The organism is Kushneria indalinina DSM 14324, from assembly GCF_003385845.1.
In the GTDB taxonomy this organism is placed as follows: Bacteria; Pseudomonadota; Gammaproteobacteria; order Pseudomonadales; family Halomonadaceae; genus Kushneria; species Kushneria indalinina.
Genome location: NZ_QRDJ01000006.1, coordinates 1,254,046 through 1,272,705 on the forward strand (window position 1 = coordinate 1,254,046; position 18,660 = coordinate 1,272,705).

14 protein-coding genes are annotated in these 18,660 nt (G+C 59.8%); 1 reads left to right on the top strand and 13 read right to left on the bottom strand.

Annotation, left to right across the window (positions count from 1 at the left end; genetic code table 11):
• Positions 1-92: 92 nt before the first annotated feature.
• Both argJ and secA read right to left on the bottom strand, forming a co-directional pair.
• Positions 93-1,301, bottom strand: a complete 1,209-nt coding sequence (gene argJ / locus C8D72_RS05880) for a bifunctional glutamate N-acetyltransferase/amino-acid acetyltransferase ArgJ (protein ID WP_115853406.1) — start codon at positions 1,299-1,301, stop codon at positions 93-95.
• Between the two features lie 75 nt (positions 1,302-1,376).
• Positions 1,377-4,124, bottom strand: coding sequence for a preprotein translocase subunit SecA (gene secA / locus C8D72_RS05885; RefSeq protein WP_115853407.1), 2,748 nt, complete (start codon positions 4,122-4,124; stop codon positions 1,377-1,379).
• 481 nt (positions 4,125-4,605) lie between these two features.
• Here secA and C8D72_RS05895 point away from each other — a divergent pair, with 481 nt between their 5' ends.
• Positions 4,606-5,034, top strand: coding sequence for a DUF721 domain-containing protein (locus C8D72_RS05895; protein WP_342768065.1), 429 nt, complete (start codon positions 4,606-4,608; stop codon positions 5,032-5,034).
• 89 nt (positions 5,035-5,123) lie between these two features.
• Here C8D72_RS05895 and lpxC read toward each other — a convergent pair whose 3' ends face one another.
• The 11 genes from lpxC to C8D72_RS05950 form a co-directional block, all read right to left on the bottom strand.
• The gene (gene lpxC / locus C8D72_RS05900; RefSeq protein ID WP_115853410.1) at positions 5,124-6,035 is read right to left on the bottom strand and encodes a UDP-3-O-acyl-N-acetylglucosamine deacetylase; all 912 of its coding nucleotides are present in this window, start codon (positions 6,033-6,035) and stop codon (positions 5,124-5,126) included.
• 152 nt (positions 6,036-6,187) lie between these two features.
• Complete coding sequence (gene ftsZ / locus C8D72_RS05905) at positions 6,188-7,378, bottom strand: cell division protein FtsZ (protein WP_115853411.1); 1,191 nt, start codon at positions 7,376-7,378, stop codon at positions 6,188-6,190.
• 33 nt (positions 7,379-7,411) lie between these two features.
• Positions 7,412-8,695 (bottom strand): cell division protein FtsA, encoded by a 1,284-nt coding sequence (ftsA, locus tag C8D72_RS05910; RefSeq protein WP_115853412.1) that lies wholly within the window; start codon positions 8,693-8,695, stop codon positions 7,412-7,414.
• 197 nt (positions 8,696-8,892) lie between these two features.
• Positions 8,893-9,618 carry a cell division protein FtsQ/DivIB gene (locus C8D72_RS05915; protein WP_115853413.1) on the bottom strand — a complete coding sequence of 242 codons (726 nt, stop codon included), beginning with the start codon at positions 9,616-9,618 and terminating at the stop codon, positions 8,893-8,895.
• 43 nt (positions 9,619-9,661) lie between these two features.
• Positions 9,662-11,083 (bottom strand): UDP-N-acetylmuramate--L-alanine ligase, encoded by a 1,422-nt coding sequence (gene murC, locus C8D72_RS05920; RefSeq protein ID WP_245955182.1) that lies wholly within the window; start codon positions 11,081-11,083, stop codon positions 9,662-9,664.
• A 22-nt stretch (positions 11,084-11,105) separates the two neighbouring features.
• A complete protein-coding gene (murG, locus tag C8D72_RS05925; RefSeq protein ID WP_115853415.1) occupies positions 11,106-12,188 on the bottom strand; it encodes an undecaprenyldiphospho-muramoylpentapeptide beta-N-acetylglucosaminyltransferase in 1,083 nt (360 codons plus the stop codon).
• 2 nt (positions 12,189-12,190) lie between these two features.
• A complete protein-coding gene (gene ftsW, locus C8D72_RS05930) occupies positions 12,191-13,369 on the bottom strand; it encodes a putative lipid II flippase FtsW (protein ID WP_115853416.1) in 1,179 nt (392 codons plus the stop codon).
• Positions 13,366-14,748, bottom strand: coding sequence for a UDP-N-acetylmuramoyl-L-alanine--D-glutamate ligase (murD, locus tag C8D72_RS05935; protein WP_245955162.1), 1,383 nt, complete (start codon positions 14,746-14,748; stop codon positions 13,366-13,368). Before murD ends, ftsW begins: the two co-directional genes overlap by 4 nt.
• A gap of 1 nt (position 14,749) precedes the next feature.
• Positions 14,750-15,832 carry a phospho-N-acetylmuramoyl-pentapeptide-transferase gene (gene mraY / locus C8D72_RS05940; protein ID WP_115853417.1) on the bottom strand — a complete coding sequence of 361 codons (1,083 nt, stop codon included), beginning with the start codon at positions 15,830-15,832 and terminating at the stop codon, positions 14,750-14,752.
• A complete protein-coding gene (locus C8D72_RS05945; protein WP_115853418.1) occupies positions 15,832-17,229 on the bottom strand; it encodes a UDP-N-acetylmuramoyl-tripeptide--D-alanyl-D-alanine ligase in 1,398 nt (465 codons plus the stop codon). Before C8D72_RS05945 ends, mraY begins: the two co-directional genes overlap by 1 nt.
• Complete coding sequence (locus C8D72_RS05950; RefSeq protein WP_245955183.1) at positions 17,222-18,631, bottom strand: UDP-N-acetylmuramoyl-L-alanyl-D-glutamate--2,6-diaminopimelate ligase; 1,410 nt, start codon at positions 18,629-18,631, stop codon at positions 17,222-17,224. Before C8D72_RS05950 ends, C8D72_RS05945 begins: the two co-directional genes overlap by 8 nt.
• Between the last annotated feature and the right edge of the window lie 29 nt (positions 18,632-18,660).

The window sequence follows — 18,660 nt, forward strand, 5'->3', positions numbered from 1 at the left end:
TTCATGATGCGTGAATATCGATCGGTAAAGGGAGTGGCACAACCTGCTCGCCACCCCGGGATTTAATAATGACAGCGCACAAACGGCGTGCGTTAGCTGCGGTAATCGGCATTGATGGAAACGTAATCGTGGGAGAGATCCGAGGTCCAGACCTGCTCCTGCGCCGTGCCACGTCCCAGATGGATGGTGATGTTGATCTCTTCCTCGGCCATGACGGCAGCACCCGCCTCTTCACGGTACTCCTGGGCGCGGCCGCCCTGTCTGGCGATGATGACCCCGTTGATATCGATGGCCACCTGGCTGACATCAAAATCACTGATGGGCACCTTGCCCACTGCCATCAGAAGGCGGCCCCAGTTGGCGTCGCTGGCATAGAGAGCCGTCTTGACCAGCGGCGAGTGCGCCACACTAAAGGCAACGGCCAGCGCTTCTTCGTCACTGGCGGCCTCTTCGATGGTGACCGTGACAAACTTGGTCGCCCCTTCGCCGTCACGCACGATGGCCTGAGCCAGCGTCAGCAGCACATCATCAAGCGCCTCGGCAAACTGCGCCAGCGCCTCATCGCTTTCAAGAGCAGCGCCACGGCCCGTCGCCACCAGCGTGCAGGCATCATTGGTAGACGTATCGGAGTCGATGGTGATGCGATTGAAACTGCGATTGACACTATCACGCAACAGGGTCTGCAGCGTGTCATGTCTGATCGCAGCATCGGTGGCCACAAAGGCCAGCATGGTCGCCATGTTGGGGCAGATCATGCCGGCGCCCTTGGAGATGCCGTTAATGGTGACCGGCTGACCCTCGATCGTGATCGTGCGCGTCGCGCCCTTGGGCCGCGTATCGGTGGTCATGATGCCTTCAGCCGCGGCCTGCCACTGCCCGTCATCCAGCGAGCTCAGCGCCTCATCCAGACCGCCCCGAATCCGCTCGACCGGCAAGGGCTCGCCGATCACGCCGGTGGAAAAGGGCAACACCTGCTCGGGCAACTGTCCGGTCCGCTCGGCAAGCGCGGCGCAGCAGGCCAGCGCATCCTTCATGCCCTGCTCACCGGTACCGGCATTGGCATTGCCGGTGTTGATCAGCAGATAGCGCGGCGCGCCGTCGGCAAGATGTCGCCGGGCCACATGTACCGGTGCCGCGCAAAAGGCGTTGCGGGTAAAGGTGGCTGCCACATGACTGCCTTCAGTCAGTTCAAAAATCACCAGATCACGTCGATCCGGCTTCTTGATGCCTGCCCGGGCAGTGCCCAGCCGCAGCCCTTCGATGCGAGGCATATCCGGAAAATGCGCGTTACCTACGGCCATGACCACTGCCCTCTGCTGTCCATGTTGTCTGCCCGGTGCCGATAGGGCCGCCGGGCAACGTTGTGGCACCGATGACTAATTGCTGAGACTGCCATGACAGTGCTTGTACTTTTTGCCTGAGCCGCACGGGCAGGGATCGTTACGCCCCACCTTCGGTTCATCACGTCGTACGGTTGGATTCTGCACGGCCTCGGCAGCAGCCACGGCCTCTTCGCTCACCTCGGGCGCCGGCACATCTTCATGAGCGACATCGGTGCGCGTCATCTCGCTGGCCTGCTGCTCACGCTCCAGGTTTTCCCGACGCTCGCGTTCGAGCGTTTCGGGGTCCGCCTGCTGGCGCACCTGAACGTGACTGAGAATGCGCACCACATCGGATTTAATGTTGTGCAAAAGCGTCTGAAACAGCTCGAAGGATTCGCGCTTGTATTCCTGCTTGGGATTTTTCTGCGCGTAGCCGCGAAGGTGAATGCCGCGACGCAGATGGTCCATCGACTGCAGATGTTCCTTCCAGCGGGTATCGAGCACCTGAAGCATGACCTGCTTTTCAAAGCGGCGCATGGTCTCATCACCCACGGCTGCTTCTTTCGCTACCCACGCCTGGCGAAGCTGCTCGTGCAGCCGTTCGCGCAGCATCTCTTCGTGGAAGCCTTCATCATCGCGCGCCCAGGCGGCGACCGGCGCCTCCAGATTGAACTCCTGGCGCAGGTGTTCTTCAAGCCCGACCAGATCCCACTGTTCGGCCAGACTTTGCGGTGGCACATAGCTTGAGATGGCGTGATCCAGCATCTCGACGCGCAGGCCCTGAACGTTGTCGGAGACATTATCGGACGCCAGGATCTCGTCACGCTGTTCATAGACGACGCGACGCTGATCGTTGGCCACGTCATCGTATTCCAGCAGCTGCTTGCGCATGTCGAAGTTGCGCCCTTCAACCTTGCGCTGGGCACGTTCCACTGCGTTGCTGACCATCTTGTGCTCGATGGCCTCGCCCTTTTCAAGACCCAGAACACCCATCATTTTCTGCACCCGTTCGGAGCCGAACAGACGCATCAGGTTATCTTCCAGCGACAGGAAAAAGCGGGTGGAACCCGGGTCGCCCTGACGGCCGGAACGCCCGCGCAACTGGTTATCGATACGGCGCGATTCATGGCGCTCGGTACCAATCACGTGCAGACCGCCCGCCTCGATCACGGCATCATGGCGCTTTTTCCACTCGGCCTTGATGGCCTCAATGGCGGCCTCGCTCGGGTTATCGAGCGCAGCCACTTCGGACTCCCAGTTACCGCCCAGCATGATGTCGGTACCGCGACCGGCCATGTTGGTGGCGATGGTGACCGATGCCGGCCGGCCGGCCTGAGCGATGATTTCCGCTTCACGATCGTGCTGCTTGGCATTGAGGACATTGTGGGCCAGCTGCTGCTTGCGCATCATCTCCGAGAGTACCTCGGAGCTTTCGATCGAGGCCGTGCCGACCAGGATCGGACGCCCCTCGGCCTGTTTCTCCTTGATGTCTTCAATGATGGCCTCGAACTTCTCCTGGGTCGTCATGAAGACCAGGTCGTTGAGGTCCTTGCGCGCGCGTGGCTTGTTGGTCGGAATGACCAGCACATCGAGATCATAGATCTCACGGAATTCGAAGGCCTCGGTATCCGCCGTGCCGGTCATGCCCGAGAGCTTGTCATAGAGACGGAAGTAATTCTGGAAGGTGGTGGACGCCAGCGTCTGGCTCTCCTTTTGAACTTCCACGTTCTCCTTGGCCTCGACCGCCTGGTGCAGGCCTTCGGACCAGCGACGCCCGTGCATGGTACGCCCGGTGTGCTCATCAACGATGATGACCTCACCCTTGGCCACCACATAGTCCACGTCGCGGTGGAAAAGATGCTTGGCCCTTAGCGCGGCCGCCACATGATGCAAAAGCCCAAGGTTATGAGCGGCATACAGGGAGTCTTCATCGGGGAGCAGATTGGCCTGGCGAAGAATGTTTTCGATCTCGTTGTGGCCGCGTTCGGTCAGCTCGATCTGCTTTTGTTTCTCATCGATGACGAAGTCGCCGGTCTCCGGATCCTCGGGATCCTCGCTGGGTACCAGCGGCGCGACCAGCTGATGGATGGTGCGATAGATATCGACATTTTCATCCACCGGGCCCGAAATGATCAGCGGCGTGCGCGCCTCGTCGATCAGAATCGAGTCCACTTCGTCGATGATGGCGTAGTTGAGCTTGCGCTGGACCTTTTCAGCCTGTGAAAAGGCCATGTTGTCGCGCAGATAGTCAAAGCCGTATTCGTTGTTGGTGCCGTAGGTAATATCGCAGGCATAGGCATTACGCTTGTCACGCGGCTGCTGACCGGCATAGATGACACCCACGGACAGGCCCAGAAATTCATACAGCGGGCGCATCCAGTCAGCGTCACGACGCGCCAGGTAGTCATTGACCGTGACCACGTGCACGCCCAGCCCCGGCAACGCATTGAGATAAACGGCAAGCGTGGCTACCAGCGTCTTGCCCTCGCCGGTTTTCATCTCGGCAATGCGGCCTTCATTCAGCGCCATGCCACCGATCATCTGGACATCAAACTGGCGCATGCCCATGACGCGCTGGGTCGCCTCACGCACGGTCGCAAAGGCCTCGGGCAACAGCTTGTCGAGCGTCTCACCATTGGCAAGACGCTCACGAAGTTTACTCGTCTGCTGTTGCAGTGCCTGGTCATCAAGGGCACTCAGGGACTCTTCCAGTGCATTGACCTTTGTGACGGCCTTGCGTATGCGTCTGACTTCACGGTCGTTCTTGCTGCCGACCATCTTGCGTAACAGCGTATTCAGCATCTCTTTATCCTGTGTCGTCGTGTCATGTCATTTACAAGGGCAATGACACGTCGAAGGCGGGCCGCGGCGCGACAGCACATCATGGCCTGTCGGCATGCCAAGCCAGGGTCGCACAGGCAACACCGTGCGCACGACACGAAGCAGAGCCACCGGCAGCCACCAGAAGCGTAATACCAGTCGCCTGAGGCGATAGCGACGACGGGACTCGGCACGAATATGCTCTGGCGAATGAAAGCAGATCCGGATCAGTTGGGCAGCCGTGCCATCAAGGCGAGCATCAGCCATGCCTATTGGCAAAAGACAGCCAATCAGGAGGCCGGCCAGCCACCATCGGGTCCTGAAGCCCCGAGGCAGACGGAATGTGCGAGCGGGATGGGTCATGCTGTCAATCTGAGGATCAGCCGTGATAAATTGGCGCCATCCTTAATGATCGCGCGGCAGGGCCATGAGTATAAAGGGTAAAGGAGTACGCGCCCAGCCCGTGGGGCAATTGTTACGCACCCGCGGCTCTCTGGCACCGCTGATTCATACGGCAGGTGTTCTCCTTGAGGCACAGGAACACCTTCTCAAGACGCTGCCCGATGAGCTCAGTGATCATGTTCGCGTCGGTGGCTATCACGATGGCAATCTGACGCTGATGACCGATCGCGCTGTCTGGCTGACGTGGCTGCGCTTTGAACGCCAGCGCCTGTTGACTCTGCTGCGACAGCTTCCCGCCTTTCACGATCTTTCGGGCCTGACCTTCAAGGTACGCCCCATCAAACCTGTCTATACCCCGCATCCACGGACTCGCGAGCTTCCAGAAACGGCAGCCTCCCAGCTTCGTGAATGCGCTCGCGATACAACAAGCCCTCGTCTTAGAAAATCGCTTGAGCGGCTGGCCTCTCATGCGGGTCAGGACAGCGAATAACCACGGTTACTGCTGATAAAAAAAGGGCACCGATCAATGATCGGTGCCCTCGCAGACTGTTGGATATCCTGCTGGCGTAACCCGTTGGATTACATGGCCATGGCCGGTTCGGAGTAGGAAATCGGTGAGGTTTCACGATCCTCGAAGGTCACGATTTCAAAGGCTTCCTGATGCTGAAGCAGAGCCCGGACCAGCTGATTGTTGAGCCCGTGACCGGACTTGTACCCTCGGAACTCGCCAATCAGGCTATAGCCCAGCTGGTAAAGATCGCCGATGGCATCAAGTACCTTGTGGCGCACAAATTCATCTTCGTAGCGAAGACCATCTTCATTGAGGATACGGTACTCGTCGACAACGATGGCATTGTCCAGACTTCCCCCCAACGCCAGGTTCTGGGAGCGAAGGAATTCGATATCACGCATGAAGCCAAAGGTACGTGCGCGACTGACTTCCTTCACAAACGAGGTCGTCGAGAAATCAACGCTTGTCGTCTGCTTCTGGCTGGCAAAGACAGGATGATCGAAGTCAATGGCAAAGCTGACCTTGAAACCATCGTGCGGCAGGAAGGTAGCGTACTTGTCGCCATCCTTGACCGTCAGCTCCTGCTTGATGCGGATAAACTTCTTGGCCGCCTCCTGTTCGGCAATACCTGCCGACTGAATCAGAAAGACGAACGGGCCGGCGCTACCATCCATGATGGGCACTTCGGGTTCACTGAGATCGACAAAGGCATTGTCGATGCCCAGGCCCGCAAAGGCCGACATCAGATGTTCAACGGTGGACACACGCACATCGCCCACGGCAACGGCGGTACACATGGTCGTAAAATGGACGTTTTCCGGGTGTGCCGGGATGCGAACGACCGGGTCCAGGTCGGTACGGACAAACACGATTCCGGTATTGGCCGGCGCTGGGCGCAGTGTCAGGTAAACCTTTTTACCTGAATGCAGGCCAACGCCTGTCGCACGAATGGTGTTCTGTAATGTTCTTTGACGGATCATAGTCTGAGCTACCAGGCAGGAAACATTCAAACAGTTGTTTATATGGTAACAGTTCCCTTGGATTTCGACAACGAACAGTGTTCGATTAGTCGATTATTATACTTTTATTACCACCACAAAAGTTGGCGACCCCGAAGGGCCGCCCAATCACATCAGTCTGCCTGGCGACGCAGGAAGGCTGGAATATCGAGATAGTCATCCATTTCCTGCGACTTCTGACGTCGTTCACGGGAAGCCTTCTGCTGCTCCTTTTCCTTCTCCTTTTCGCGCGCATCGCGTGAGGCGGCCTGCTGGCGGGAAACTGCCGGCTGACGTGCCATGCGGCGATAGTCAGATTGATCACTGCGAGACGTCTGGGTCTGTCGCGGCGTGGCCTTCTCTACGCGACCATCAAGGCCTGCGGCCACAACGGTAACGCGCAGATCGTCGGTCATCTCCATATCGATGGCAGTACCCACCACGATGGTGGCGTCCTGGGAAGCGAATTCCTGGACCGTGGCGCCCACATCGTTGAATTCACCGATGGAGAGGTCCGGACCCGCCGTAATGTTGACCAGAATGCCGCGCGCGCCGTTGAGATCGATATCTTCCAGAAGCGGACTGCGAATGGCCTTCTCGGCAGCTTCACGAGCGCGATTTTCGCCCATGGCCGTGCCGGTACCCATCATGGCCATGCCCATCTCGGACATCACCGTGCGAACGTCAGCAAAGTCGACGTTGATGATACCCGGACTGGTAATCAGCTCCGCGATACCCTGGACCGCACCCAGCAGTACGTCATTGGCAGCACTGAACGCCGTCAGCAGGCTGGCATTCTTGCCCAGCACCGTCAGAAGCTTTTCATTGGGAATGGTAATCAGGGAATCAACATGCTCGGAGAGCTCCTTCATGCCCTCCTCGGCAGCACGCTGACGCTTGGGACCTTCAAAGGGGAAGGGGCGCGTGACAACAGCCACGGTCAGAATGCCCAGCTCCTTGGCCACCTGCGCCACGACAGGCGCACCGCCGGTACCGGTACCGCCACCCATACCGGCGGTAATGAAGACCATGTCAGCACCCTGCAGGAGCTCGGCAATGCGTTCGCGGTCTTCCATGGCAGCCTGACGGCCGACTTCCGGGTTTGCCCCGGCACCCAGTCCCTTGGTAATTTCACTGCCCAGCTGCAAAACGGTCTTGGCAGCAACTCTCTTGAGCGCCTGCGCATCGGTATTCGCGCAGATGAATTCAACGCCTTCGATATTGCTTTCGACCATGTGGTTGACAGCGTTGCCGCCGCCACCACCTACGCCGATTACCTTGATTACCGCGCTGCTGGATGGCGCATTGTCTACAAGCTCAAACATAACCCCGTCTCCTGGACCGCCAAGGCAGTCCTGTCAGAAATTTCCTTTTAACCAGCCCTTGATCCGCGTAATGGTTGAGGAGAGCCGCTCGTTGTCCTGGCGCTCGGACTGGTAACGTCTTGGCTGCTCTTCCCGGCGGGGTTGGGCCGTAGAACGCGAGTAGCGAGAATATTTCATGCCGTAGAGTAACAAACCAACGCCGGTCGAATAAATTGGATTGCGCACGACATCTGCCAGCCCTCGCACGTTCTGCGGACAGGCAATGCGCACCGGCATATGGAATATCTCTTCTGCCAGCTCCCCCACCCCTTCCATTCTTGAGGTGCCACCTGTCAACACGATACCGGCAGCCACCAGATCTTCATACCCGCTGCGCCGAAGTTCCTCGCGCACCAGCGTAAAAAGTTCTTCATAGCGAGGCTCGACCACCTCGGCCAGATGCTGCCTGGAAAGATCCCGCGCCGGACGATCGCCAACGCTTGGTACCTTGATCATTTCATCACTGGACGCCAGCTGTGTCAGCGCACAGGCATATTTGACCTTGATGTCTTCTGCATACTGGGTCGGCGTACGCAGTGCCATGGCGATATCGTTGGTGACCTGATCACCGGCAATGGGAATGACCGCGGTGTGTCGAATGGCGCCTTCGGTAAAGACGGCAATATCGGTAGTGCCGCCCCCGATATCCACCATGCACACACCCAGTTCGCGCTCATCCTCGGTCAATACGGCATAGCTTGAGGCCAGTTGTTCGAGAATGATGTCATCCACTTCCAGACCACAGCGACGTACGCATTTTTCAATGTTCTGGACCGCATTGAGCGCCGCTGTCACCAGATGTACCCGCGCCTCAAGACGCACTCCCGACATGCCCAGCGGCTCACGAATCCCTTCCTGGGTATCAATGGCATACTCCTGCGGCAACACATGCAGAATTCGCTGACCTTCGGAAATGGCACGTGCCCGGGCGGAATCTATGACACGATCGATATCGGACGGCGCTACTTCACGTTCCTTGATGGCCACAACACCATCGGAATTCATGGAACTGATATGGCTGCCTGCAATACCGACATAGACAGAATGAATGTCACATCCTGCCATCAGCTCGGCTTCTTCAACGGCGCGCTGAATGGACTGCACCGTGGATTCGATATTGATGACCACCCCTTTTTTCATGCCATGCGAGGGGTGGGAACCGATGCCGGCAATTTCTATACCGCCGTCATCGGTGGGTTGTCCAACAATGGCCACAACCTTGGATGTTCCGATATCCAGCCCGACTACCATATTGGAAGCGTTGGTTTCTCCTGCCATAGGTCGGGCCTACTCCCTGATCAACCTGTTAATACGCACAATTATCTCAATCGCATCCAATTAAAAAAGTAACTGGCGTAATTACGCGTTAATAATAATGAAAAGCCTCACCGAGAATACGGTGATTTTAAAGCGAAAGAAATACCCATTACCTTTCATGGCCCGTGTTTTTACGCAACTTAACGAGAACGTTCCATTTATCCATCTGAATTATCATTTTCGGGCTCGTTTTCGCCATGCCACGCCACCGAGACCCCGTTGGGATAACGCAAATCGATATAGCGGATATCGTCTCTACTCGCTGAAAGCCCACGCTGCCATGCCGTAATAAAACGCTCAAGGCGCATATCCAGATCCGTTCTCCCAAGCATGATCCAGAAGGCATTATCGAGCTGTACCCGCCAGGCACCGCGTGGTTCGAGTCGAAGTTGCGTAATGGTCATGTCCAGCCGCGCAAACTGCGTTTTCAGCGCATCATAATAGGCAAGCACTTCCGCACCGCTACCTCCAGGACCGGCCAGCCATGGTTTTTCACCCACATTGCTGATGGGGCCGGCCGCAAAGGGTTCGCCCTGTGCGTTGAGCAGCGAGTCATCGTTCCACCAGGCCACGGGGCGCTGTTCATAGAGCTCAAACGTCAGCGCATCCGGCCAGCGCCTTGAAAGACGCACATCCTTGAGCCATGGCACCTCAAGCGCTGCATTGCGCAGCTGGCCGATATCGACGGACAGCCAGCTCTGCCCGGCAATCAGGGGCGACAGCTGATCCTGCAGGTAGGCGGCATTGACATACTCCAGATCACCTCGAATGGACACATGCTCAATGGGCTTGTCCAGCCATATCCAGAGCGTGCGACCACCTGCCACCAGCAGCGCCACAATAAGAATCAGCCCCAGCAGGCGATTGGAGGTTGCCGTTGTCATTGAACGCCCTGCACCGGACAAAAGCTTTTAAGGACCCCACTCATTACAGGGCGACCTCCTTGAGCCTGAGTTCACATTGGGCCAGCGCAGTGCTGATACCACCGATATCCCCGGCCCCCTGCGTGATCAGAATATCGTTGTCATCCAGTACGTTGCCCAATATGTCTGCCAGCGCTTCGCGACTTTCGACAAACAGTGGCGATGTCTGCCCACGCTGACGAATGGACCCTGCCAGGGCGCGCGAGTCAGCGCCGGTAATGGGTGTTTCGCCGGCGCTGTAAACGTCCAGCAGCAGGAGCTGATCCACGCCCGAGAGCACCCGTACGAAATCCTCATAAAGATCGTGGGTTCTGGAGTAGCGATGCGGCTGATAGATCATGACCAGCCTCCGATCCGGCCAGCCCTCGCGAACAGCACGAATGACCATTTCCACTTCGCGAGGATGATGCCCGTAGTCATCCACCAGCATCACCGGCAGGTTGTTGTCGCTGCTGTCAGGTAGATGGTAATGCCCCTGTACCTGAAAGCGTCGCCCAACGCCGGCAAATCCCGCCAGGGCCTGAACGATCGATGCATCGCTGACACCGGCGTCCGTGGCCACCGCAATCGCCGCCATGGCGTTAAGCGCGTTATGGCGCCCGGGCATGGCCAGGCGGATGGCAATCGGCGCATGGGGGGCAGGCCGACAGGCCGTAAACGAGACGGTATCGCCCTGCTGAGAGAAGTCGGTGATGCGGTAATCAGCGCCTTCGTCAAAGCCATAGGTGACAAAGTGGCGCTGAATTCTCGGCAGCAGCTCGCGCACGATGGGATCATCAAGACAGACAATGGCCAGCCCATAGAACGGCAGGTTATGCAGAAACTCGATGAAGGTATCCTGCAGGCGCCCAAAGTCACCTTCATAGGTCGCCATGTGATCGGCATCGATATTGGTCACGATGGCCGTCATCGGCTGAAGATGCAGAAACGAGGCGTCGGACTCATCGGCCTCGGCGACCAGATAGTCGCCCTGCCCCAGCTGAGCATTGCTACCGGCACTGGTGAGTCGTCCGCCGATTACAAAGGTCGGATCCAACCCACCCTCGGCCAGAAGCGTTGCCGTCAGACTGGTCGTCGTCGTCTTGCCGTGGGTGCCCGCCACGGCGATACCGTGACGAAATCGCATCAGCTCGGCGAGCATTTCCGCGCGACGCACGACCGGCACCCGATGTTCACGCGCTGTCATGACTTCAGGATTGGCCGGGTCCACCGCACTCGATACCACCACGACATCGGCATCTCGCACATTGTCGCCGTGATGACCGATGGCCACACGAATGCCGCACTGGCGCAAATGGGCCACGACCGAAGATTCACGCAGGTCACTACCGCTGACGCAAAATCCCTGATTGGCCAGCACCTCGGCAATACCGCACATGCCGGAACCGCCAATGCCCACAAAATGAATACAGCGTATACGACGCATACCGCTACGTGCCTGCACCTGATTACTCAAAACCTGTCTCCATACAGCCCCGGGCCATGATGTCGGTCGCCTCCAGCTGCGCCACGCTTCTGGCACGCTGTCCCATTTCCAGCAGACGATGAGCATCCAGCAACTCGGCCAGCGTGTCACTCAATGTCTGCACGCTCATCCGGGTCTGGGGAATCAACTGCGCCGCACCGGCCCTTACCAGATAGTTTGCATTGATGGTCTGATGATCATCCACCGCGTGCGGAAATGGCACTAGAAGCGATGCCCTGCCCGCCGCTGCCAGCTCGGTGACGGTCAGCGCACCGCTGCGACAGACCACCAGATCGGCCCACTCATAGGCCTGTGCCATGTCGCCAATAAAATCGGAAACACTCGCCTCGACGCCCGCCTCCTGATAGGCCGCAATGGTTGCGGCCTCCTTGTCCCGACCGGCCTGGTGTCGAACCTCGGGCCGGACGTCGGCGGCCATTAAACCAAGTGCCGCAGGTACACGCTCATTGAGCACCTGCGCCCCCAGCGACCCGCCTACCACCAGCAGTCTCAGCGGCCGCCCCATCAGGGTATCGATCTCTCGGGAAATCTCACCGATAGCGGCAATCTCCTGACGCACCGGATTGCCGATCACCACCGGATGGCGAGCCTCATCGAAGGCACCCGGGAAGGCGGCGTAGACACGCCTGGCCAGCCGCGCCAGCGCCTTGTTGGTCATTCCCGGCAGTGCATTCTGCTCGTGAATGATCAGGGGTCTTTTCATCAGCCAGGCGGCCAGCCCGCCAGGGCCGCTGGCAAACCCGCCCAGCCCGACCACCAGAGACACATCCAGTGATTTGATAATCCGACGCGCCTGACGTACGGCCTTCCACAACCGCCAGGGCGCCTTGAGCCAGCCCAGTGCCCCATTACCGCGCAGACCGACAATTGAGACATGATGAAGGGGAATGCCGGCCTCGGGCACCAGGGTGTTTTCAATACCGCGCGGCGTACCCAGCCAGTGTATTTCGACACCTTTTGCCTGCAGCGCGCGCGCCAGCGACAGGGCAGGAACCACGTGGCCGCCGGTGCCCCCGGCCATGATCAGGGCCCTTTTGGGTTGCATGCTCATGCCGGCACCTCGGAGGCCGTACTGCGAGAGCGCTTGCGCGCGGCGCGGCGGCGGCCTCTTGTTTCCCCATCCACGCGCAATAGCACGCCTACCATGGCACCGCTGACCATCAGACTCGACCCGCCATAGCTTAAAAGCGGTAGCGTCAGCCCCTTGGTCGGTAACAGCCCGGCATTAACCGCCACATTGATAAAGGACTGCGAGGCAAAAATGATGCCGATGCCATAGCAAACATAGGCCGCAAAGAGATGACCGCTCTCCTCGGCATTGCGTCCGATGCGAAAGCAGCGATATACCAGAATGGCAAAGAGCGCGACCGCACCTACGGCGCCCAGCATGCCAAGCTCTTCCGCCAGCACTGAAAACACAAAGTCGGTATGCGCCTCGGGCAGATAAAAGAGCTTCTGCACGCTGTTGCCAAGCCCCAGACCGCTCCAGCCACCGCGCCCGAAGGCAATCAGCGCCTGGGTCAGCTGATATCCTGAGCCGTACTGGTTGGCCCACGGATCAAGAAAACTGGCAATACGGGCCAGGCGATAGGGTTCTGATATCGCGACAAAGGCGCCGAGTGTCACCACGCCCCCGGTCAGCAGCACAAAGCGCCACAGGGAGGCCCCCGCCAGCAGCAGCACGCCCATGGTGGCGGCCAGCATCACGACCGCAGCGCCATAGTCCGGCTCCAGAATCAGCAGAATCCCCAACGCAAAGGTCAGCATCAGGGGGGCCATGAAGCCCCACCAGCTACGACGAAGCCGCGTCAGATGACGCTCGGTATAACCGGCGATATAGATAATCAGACAGAACTTGGCGACTTCGGAGGCCTGGATATTGATCGGGCCAAGATGAATCCAGCGCCGGCTGCCGTTGACCTCTCTTCCCACGATCAGCACGGCGGCCAGCAAAATGGCGGCAATGAGCAATAGCGTTGGTCCGTTGGCCCGCCACCACACCGACGGAACGCGCATGACCAGCAGCGCGATGGAGATGGAAGCCAGCACGAAAATGCCGTGTCGAGTGCTGTAATACCACGGATTGCCGGTCTGGCTGTTGGCCACTTCCGTTGAGGCTGACGTCACCATGATCCAGCCGATGACCATCAGGGTAATGGCCGAAAGCACCAGCCAGCCGTCGATGACATGGCGTTCGGTGGAAAAACGTTCTGCCAGAGGTTTCATGAATGAGGCTGCCACTGTTGGAGCCACGCGCAGAAGGCCTCTCCGCGTGCTTCGAAGTTATCGAACTGATCAAGACTGGCGCAGGCAGGAGACAACAATACGGCGTCGCGCGGTTGCGCCACGCCCATCGCATGTTGCATGGCCTGCTCGAGCGTGTCCACGATCACCACCGTTACCGCCGCACGCAGGGCGCGGGCCAGCAGTTCACGGTCACGCCCGTAGACCACCACGGCTCGGGCATGACGGGCAAGCGGTGCGGCCAGTGGCGTAAAGTCGGCGCCCTTGCCTACCCCGCCTGCCAGCAGAATCAACCGACCGGTCAGGGTTACCCCGATGCCTTCGATGGCAGCAAGCGTCGCCCCCACGTTGGTGCCCTTGGAGTCGTTGATCCAGGTGACGCCGTTGATGTCGGCCACCCGCTGCGCCCGATGCGGCAGTCCGGCAAAGTGCGTCACGGTATGAAGCATGTCATCCAATGACCAGCCGGCCTCATGACCGACCGCCAGTGCCGCCAGCACGTTAAGCAGATTGTGCTGCCCCGGCATCATGACGTCGCGCGCGGCCATGACTGACTGCCCTCCCCTCATGAGCCAGACACCGGCGTCGCGCGCGACAAGCCCCCAGTCCCCATCGCTGCCGGGCCTGTCACTGCCAAAGGAAAGAGTACGCGCCACCTGCGCTGTCTCGCACGGCGTCGTAGCGGGATCATCGCGATTGATGATGCCAACGCCGGCACCGTTGAAAATCTGCTGCTTGGCATGGGCGTAGCCGGCCATACCATCATGCCGATCCAGATGATCGCCGCTGAGATTGAGATACACGGCAATATCGGCGCCCAGCTGCGGCGTTGTTTCCAGTTGAAAGGAGGAAAGCTCCAGCACAAAACACTCAGCCGTCGGCTGCTGCTTCAATAGTGTCAGCGCCGGCGTGCCCAGGTTGCCCCCGACCGCCACATCAATGCCGCAGGCGCGAGCCATGTCACCTACCAGGGTGGTGACCGTCGACTTGGCGTTGGAGCCGGTAATGGCGATCAACATCGGGCGCTGCGACCGCTCGCTCAGCGCTTCTACAAACAGCGCCGTCTCACCCACCACCTCAAGACCGGACTGTTCCAGTCCCGGCGTACGGGTATCCACACCCGGGCTTAGAATGACCCTGCCGGCCCTTTGAAGATCCAGCTCGCGCAGATCGCCGCAGTGCACCGGAGCGTCCGGATAAAGGCGCTGAAATTCTTCAAACCCGGGCGGCCTGGGCCGAGTGTCCGCCATGACAAAGGCCTCACCCCGGCGACTCAGGTGCTCGGCAATGGCCAGACCCGAACGGCCCAGCCCGACAACAACGTTGTGATGTGGCTCGATCAGCATGTCAGCCGCTGCCATGTCAGCGAATTTTCAGGGTGGCCAGACCCAACAGCACCAGCACCACCGTAATGATCCAGAAACGGATAATGACGCGCGGCTCGGGCCATCCCTTCAATTCAAAGTGGTGATGTAGCGGCGCCATGCGAAAGATGCGACGTCCGGTCAGCTTGAACGAGGCGACCTGCAAAATGACCGACACGGTCTCCATGACAAAGACGCCGCCCATGATGAAAAGCACGATTTCCTGTCGTACGGCCACGGCCACCACGCCCAGCGCCGCGCCCAGTGCCAGCGCACCGACATCGCCCATGAACACCTGAGCGGGGTAGGTATTGAACCAGAGAAAGCCCAGCCCCGCGCCGATGATGGTGCCACAGAACACGGCCATTTCACCGGCCCCGGGGACCGAGGGAATGTGAAGATACTCGGCAAACATGGCATTGCCGCTGGCATAGGCAAAAACACCCAGCCCCATGGCGACCAGCACGGTCGGCATGATCGCCAGCCCGTCAAGGCCATCCGTCAGGTTAACGGCATTGGAGCTGCCCACGATGACCAGATAGGTGAGCAAAATGAAAAAGGGACCGAGCTGAATCACGATGCTTTTGAAAAACGGTACGATCAGGCTGGTCTCCACGGGAGACGCCGCCGTGAAATAGAGTGCCACGGCCACGGTCAGACCGATGACCGACTGCCACAGATACTTCCATTTGGCCGGCAACCCACGCGGATTCTTCTCGACCACCTTGCGATAGTCGTCAACCCAGCCGATGGCACCGAATCCCAGTGTGACCAGCAGCACCAGCCAGACATAGTGGTTGCCCAGATCCGCCCATAACAGGGTGGAAATCGCGATCGACATCAGAATCATCACGCCCCCCATGGTGGGCGTGCCGGCCTTGGACAGATGCGACTGCGGGCCGTCGTCACGAATGGCCTGACCAATCTGACCGGCCACCAGCCGACGAATGACCCAGGGGCCGATCATCAGCGAGATCAAAAGCGCGGTCAGGGTGGCCAGAATCATTCGCAGGGTCAGATACCCGAAAACGCTGAAGCTGGTTTGAAAGGAAGCGAGCAGTTCGGCAAGAAAGAGCAACATTATGAGTCATCACCTGAAGATTCTGATCGAAGTGCGTTGACCAGACGGTCCATCCCCGCATCAAGGGATCCCTTGATCAGCACGCTGGCCTGTGACGGCAGGGAGTGACGGGCAAAATCGATCATGGCTGCCCAGTCATCGAAATGACGCCCGCGCGCACCGGCCGCCGTTGAAATCGCCCGGGCAGGCTCGCCGATCGTCACCACCTGATCAATATCAAGGTCACGGGCGTAGTGCCCCAGCGCCTCATGCGCCTGGACGCTGTAATGCCCCAGCTCGCCCATGGCGCCGAGAAAGCACCAGCGAGGCCCCGGCCGCTGCACCAGGGTATCCAGTGACGCGCGCATGGCGCCAGGGTTGGCGTTATAGCTGTCATCAATCAGCGTGGTGCCGCGAATGCCTTCGATCATTATCATTCGCCGCGCCACGCCCTCGGCCTCGTTCAGCCCGGCCAGTACATGCACTGGCGCGCAGCCCATGGCATGAGCCGCGGCCGCTGCCCCCAGCGCGTTCATGACGTTATGGCGCCCCATCAGGGGCAGCGCCACCCGACCGATTTCCTCACCGTCGATGGCAAGGGTAAAGCGATAAAAGCCCTCGTCGCTGACCATATCGACGGCCTGAACACGTGCAGGCACGTCAATGCCGAAATCCAGCACCTCATGGCCTGACGCCAGCGCTGCCCAGACAGGGTAAAAGCGATCGTTGCGATTGAGTATCGCCACACCATCGGGTGACAGTCCCGAGAGGATCTCTGCCTTGGCCTGGGCAATATGGCCGGCACTGCCGAACTCGCCGATATGGGCATCGGTAACATTGTTGATCAGCACCACATCCGGCCGGGCCAGCGACGTCGTCCAGGCAATCTCGCCCGTGTGGTTGGCACCGGCCTCGATGACAGCCTGTGCACAGCTGTCATCCAGCTGCAAAAGCGTCAGCGGCACACCGATATCGTTGTTGAGATTGCCTCGTGTGGCATGGGTTGGCCCACTGCGTGACAAAATCGCCTCGCACAGGGCGCGCACGGTGGTCTTGCCGCTATTGCCGGTAATGGCGGCCAGCCGTCCCTGCCAGTGCAGGCGGTGATAACGGGCCAGAAGCCCCAGCGCCAGGCGCGTATCGGCCACGATCAGCTGCGCAATGCCCGCCTCGACCGGCGCCTCGACCGGCGCCTCGACAATGGCGGCAACAGCGCCCCTGTCCCGGGCCGTTTCAAGAAAGTCATGACCATCAAAGCGCTCACCGCGAAGGGCCAGAAACACATCCCCCGGGGCAAGGCTTCGTGTATCGGTCACCACGCGACAGGCAGCGGCTCGCCTGAAATCGCCTTTAGGGTCGATGATGGCATCATCTGTCAGACCCAGTGCTTCAATGAGCCGTTCCGGCGTATTACTCATGCCAGTGTGCCTCCAGCGCCTGCAACGCCACATCAACGTCGCTGAAGGGATAGCGTACGCCCTGAATCTCCTGGTAATCCTCGTGCCCCTTGCCTGCCAGCAGGATCACGTCTTCCGGCTGCGCACCGGCCACGACCTCGTCGATGGCCCGCGCACGACCGGCAACGTTCCTGACGTGCGTGCCGTCAGGCATTTCAGCCATGATCATGCGACGGATATCGTCGGGTGACTCGCCCCTGGGGTTATCGTCGGTTACCACCACTTCATCGGCCAGAAGCGCCGCCACACCGCCCATCAGTGGCCGCTTGCCACTGTCGCGCTCGCCGCCGCAGCCCAGCACGCACCAGAGCCTGCCCGGCACATGCTCGCGCAGGGCCAGCAGCGCATTGCGAAGCGCATCCGGGGTATGGGCGTAATCCACGACCACCGCAGGGCCCCCTGAGCGTGTCAGCAGCTGCATTCTGCCCGGTACCGCCGTCAGACGGCCAGCGGCCTCCAGCAGTGCGTCAAGCGGGCTGCCCAGCCCATACAGGGTGGCGATGGCCAGCACAACGTTGTCCAGATTGAAGCGCCCCATCAGCGGCAGCCGCAGGCTGCGCTCGCCTTCCGGCGTCATGAGGGTGGCTTCAAGGCCAAGGCGCTCTACCTGCCAGCGGCGCACCTGAAAATCATGGGTGTCCTCACTGCCCACTTTCAGCACCCGCGCCTCTCTGGGTACACCCGCCAGCATCAGGCGAGCAAGCCCGTCATCGGCGTTGACGACGGCCAGCTCAAGCTCGGGACGCTGAAAGAGTCTGGCCTTGGCGGCGGCGTAGGCCGCCATGCTGGGGTGATAGTCCAGATGATCACGGCTCAGATTGGTAAAGACCGCGGCGCGAATTTGGCAGCCGCTCAGACGCTGCTGATCCAGTGCGTGTGACGAGGCTTCAAGCGCCACACACCTGGCGCCTGCCATTGCCAGCTCACGCAGGCGCTGCTGCAGTGAAATGGCATCCGGCGTGGTCAGCCCGGCGTGGTCGAGCGCCCCGGGGCGGCCACTGCCCAGTGTGCCGATCATCCCGGCAGGCATGGCCAGCGCCTCGCTAAGGGCCGCGATGTAATGAGTGACCGAGCTCTTGCCGTTGGTACCGGTCACGGCAATCTGCTCAAGCGAACCCGGCACACCCATCACCAGTGCCGCAAGCTGACCCAGACGGTTCGATAACCCGTCAAGCACCAGAAGGTCATCGGCATCTTCCTGCCATGGCGGGGCCACCAGCGACAGCACGGCACCTTTTTCACGGGCCTGGTCGATGTACTGACGACCGTCGACTTTTGTGCCGGGCAGGGCCACGAAAACATCGCCGGGTTGAATCTGGCGTGAATCCAGCACCAGCCGCGCATCCTCCGGCAGTAATAACATCCCGGCTTCGGGCCAGAGCCGTGTAATGG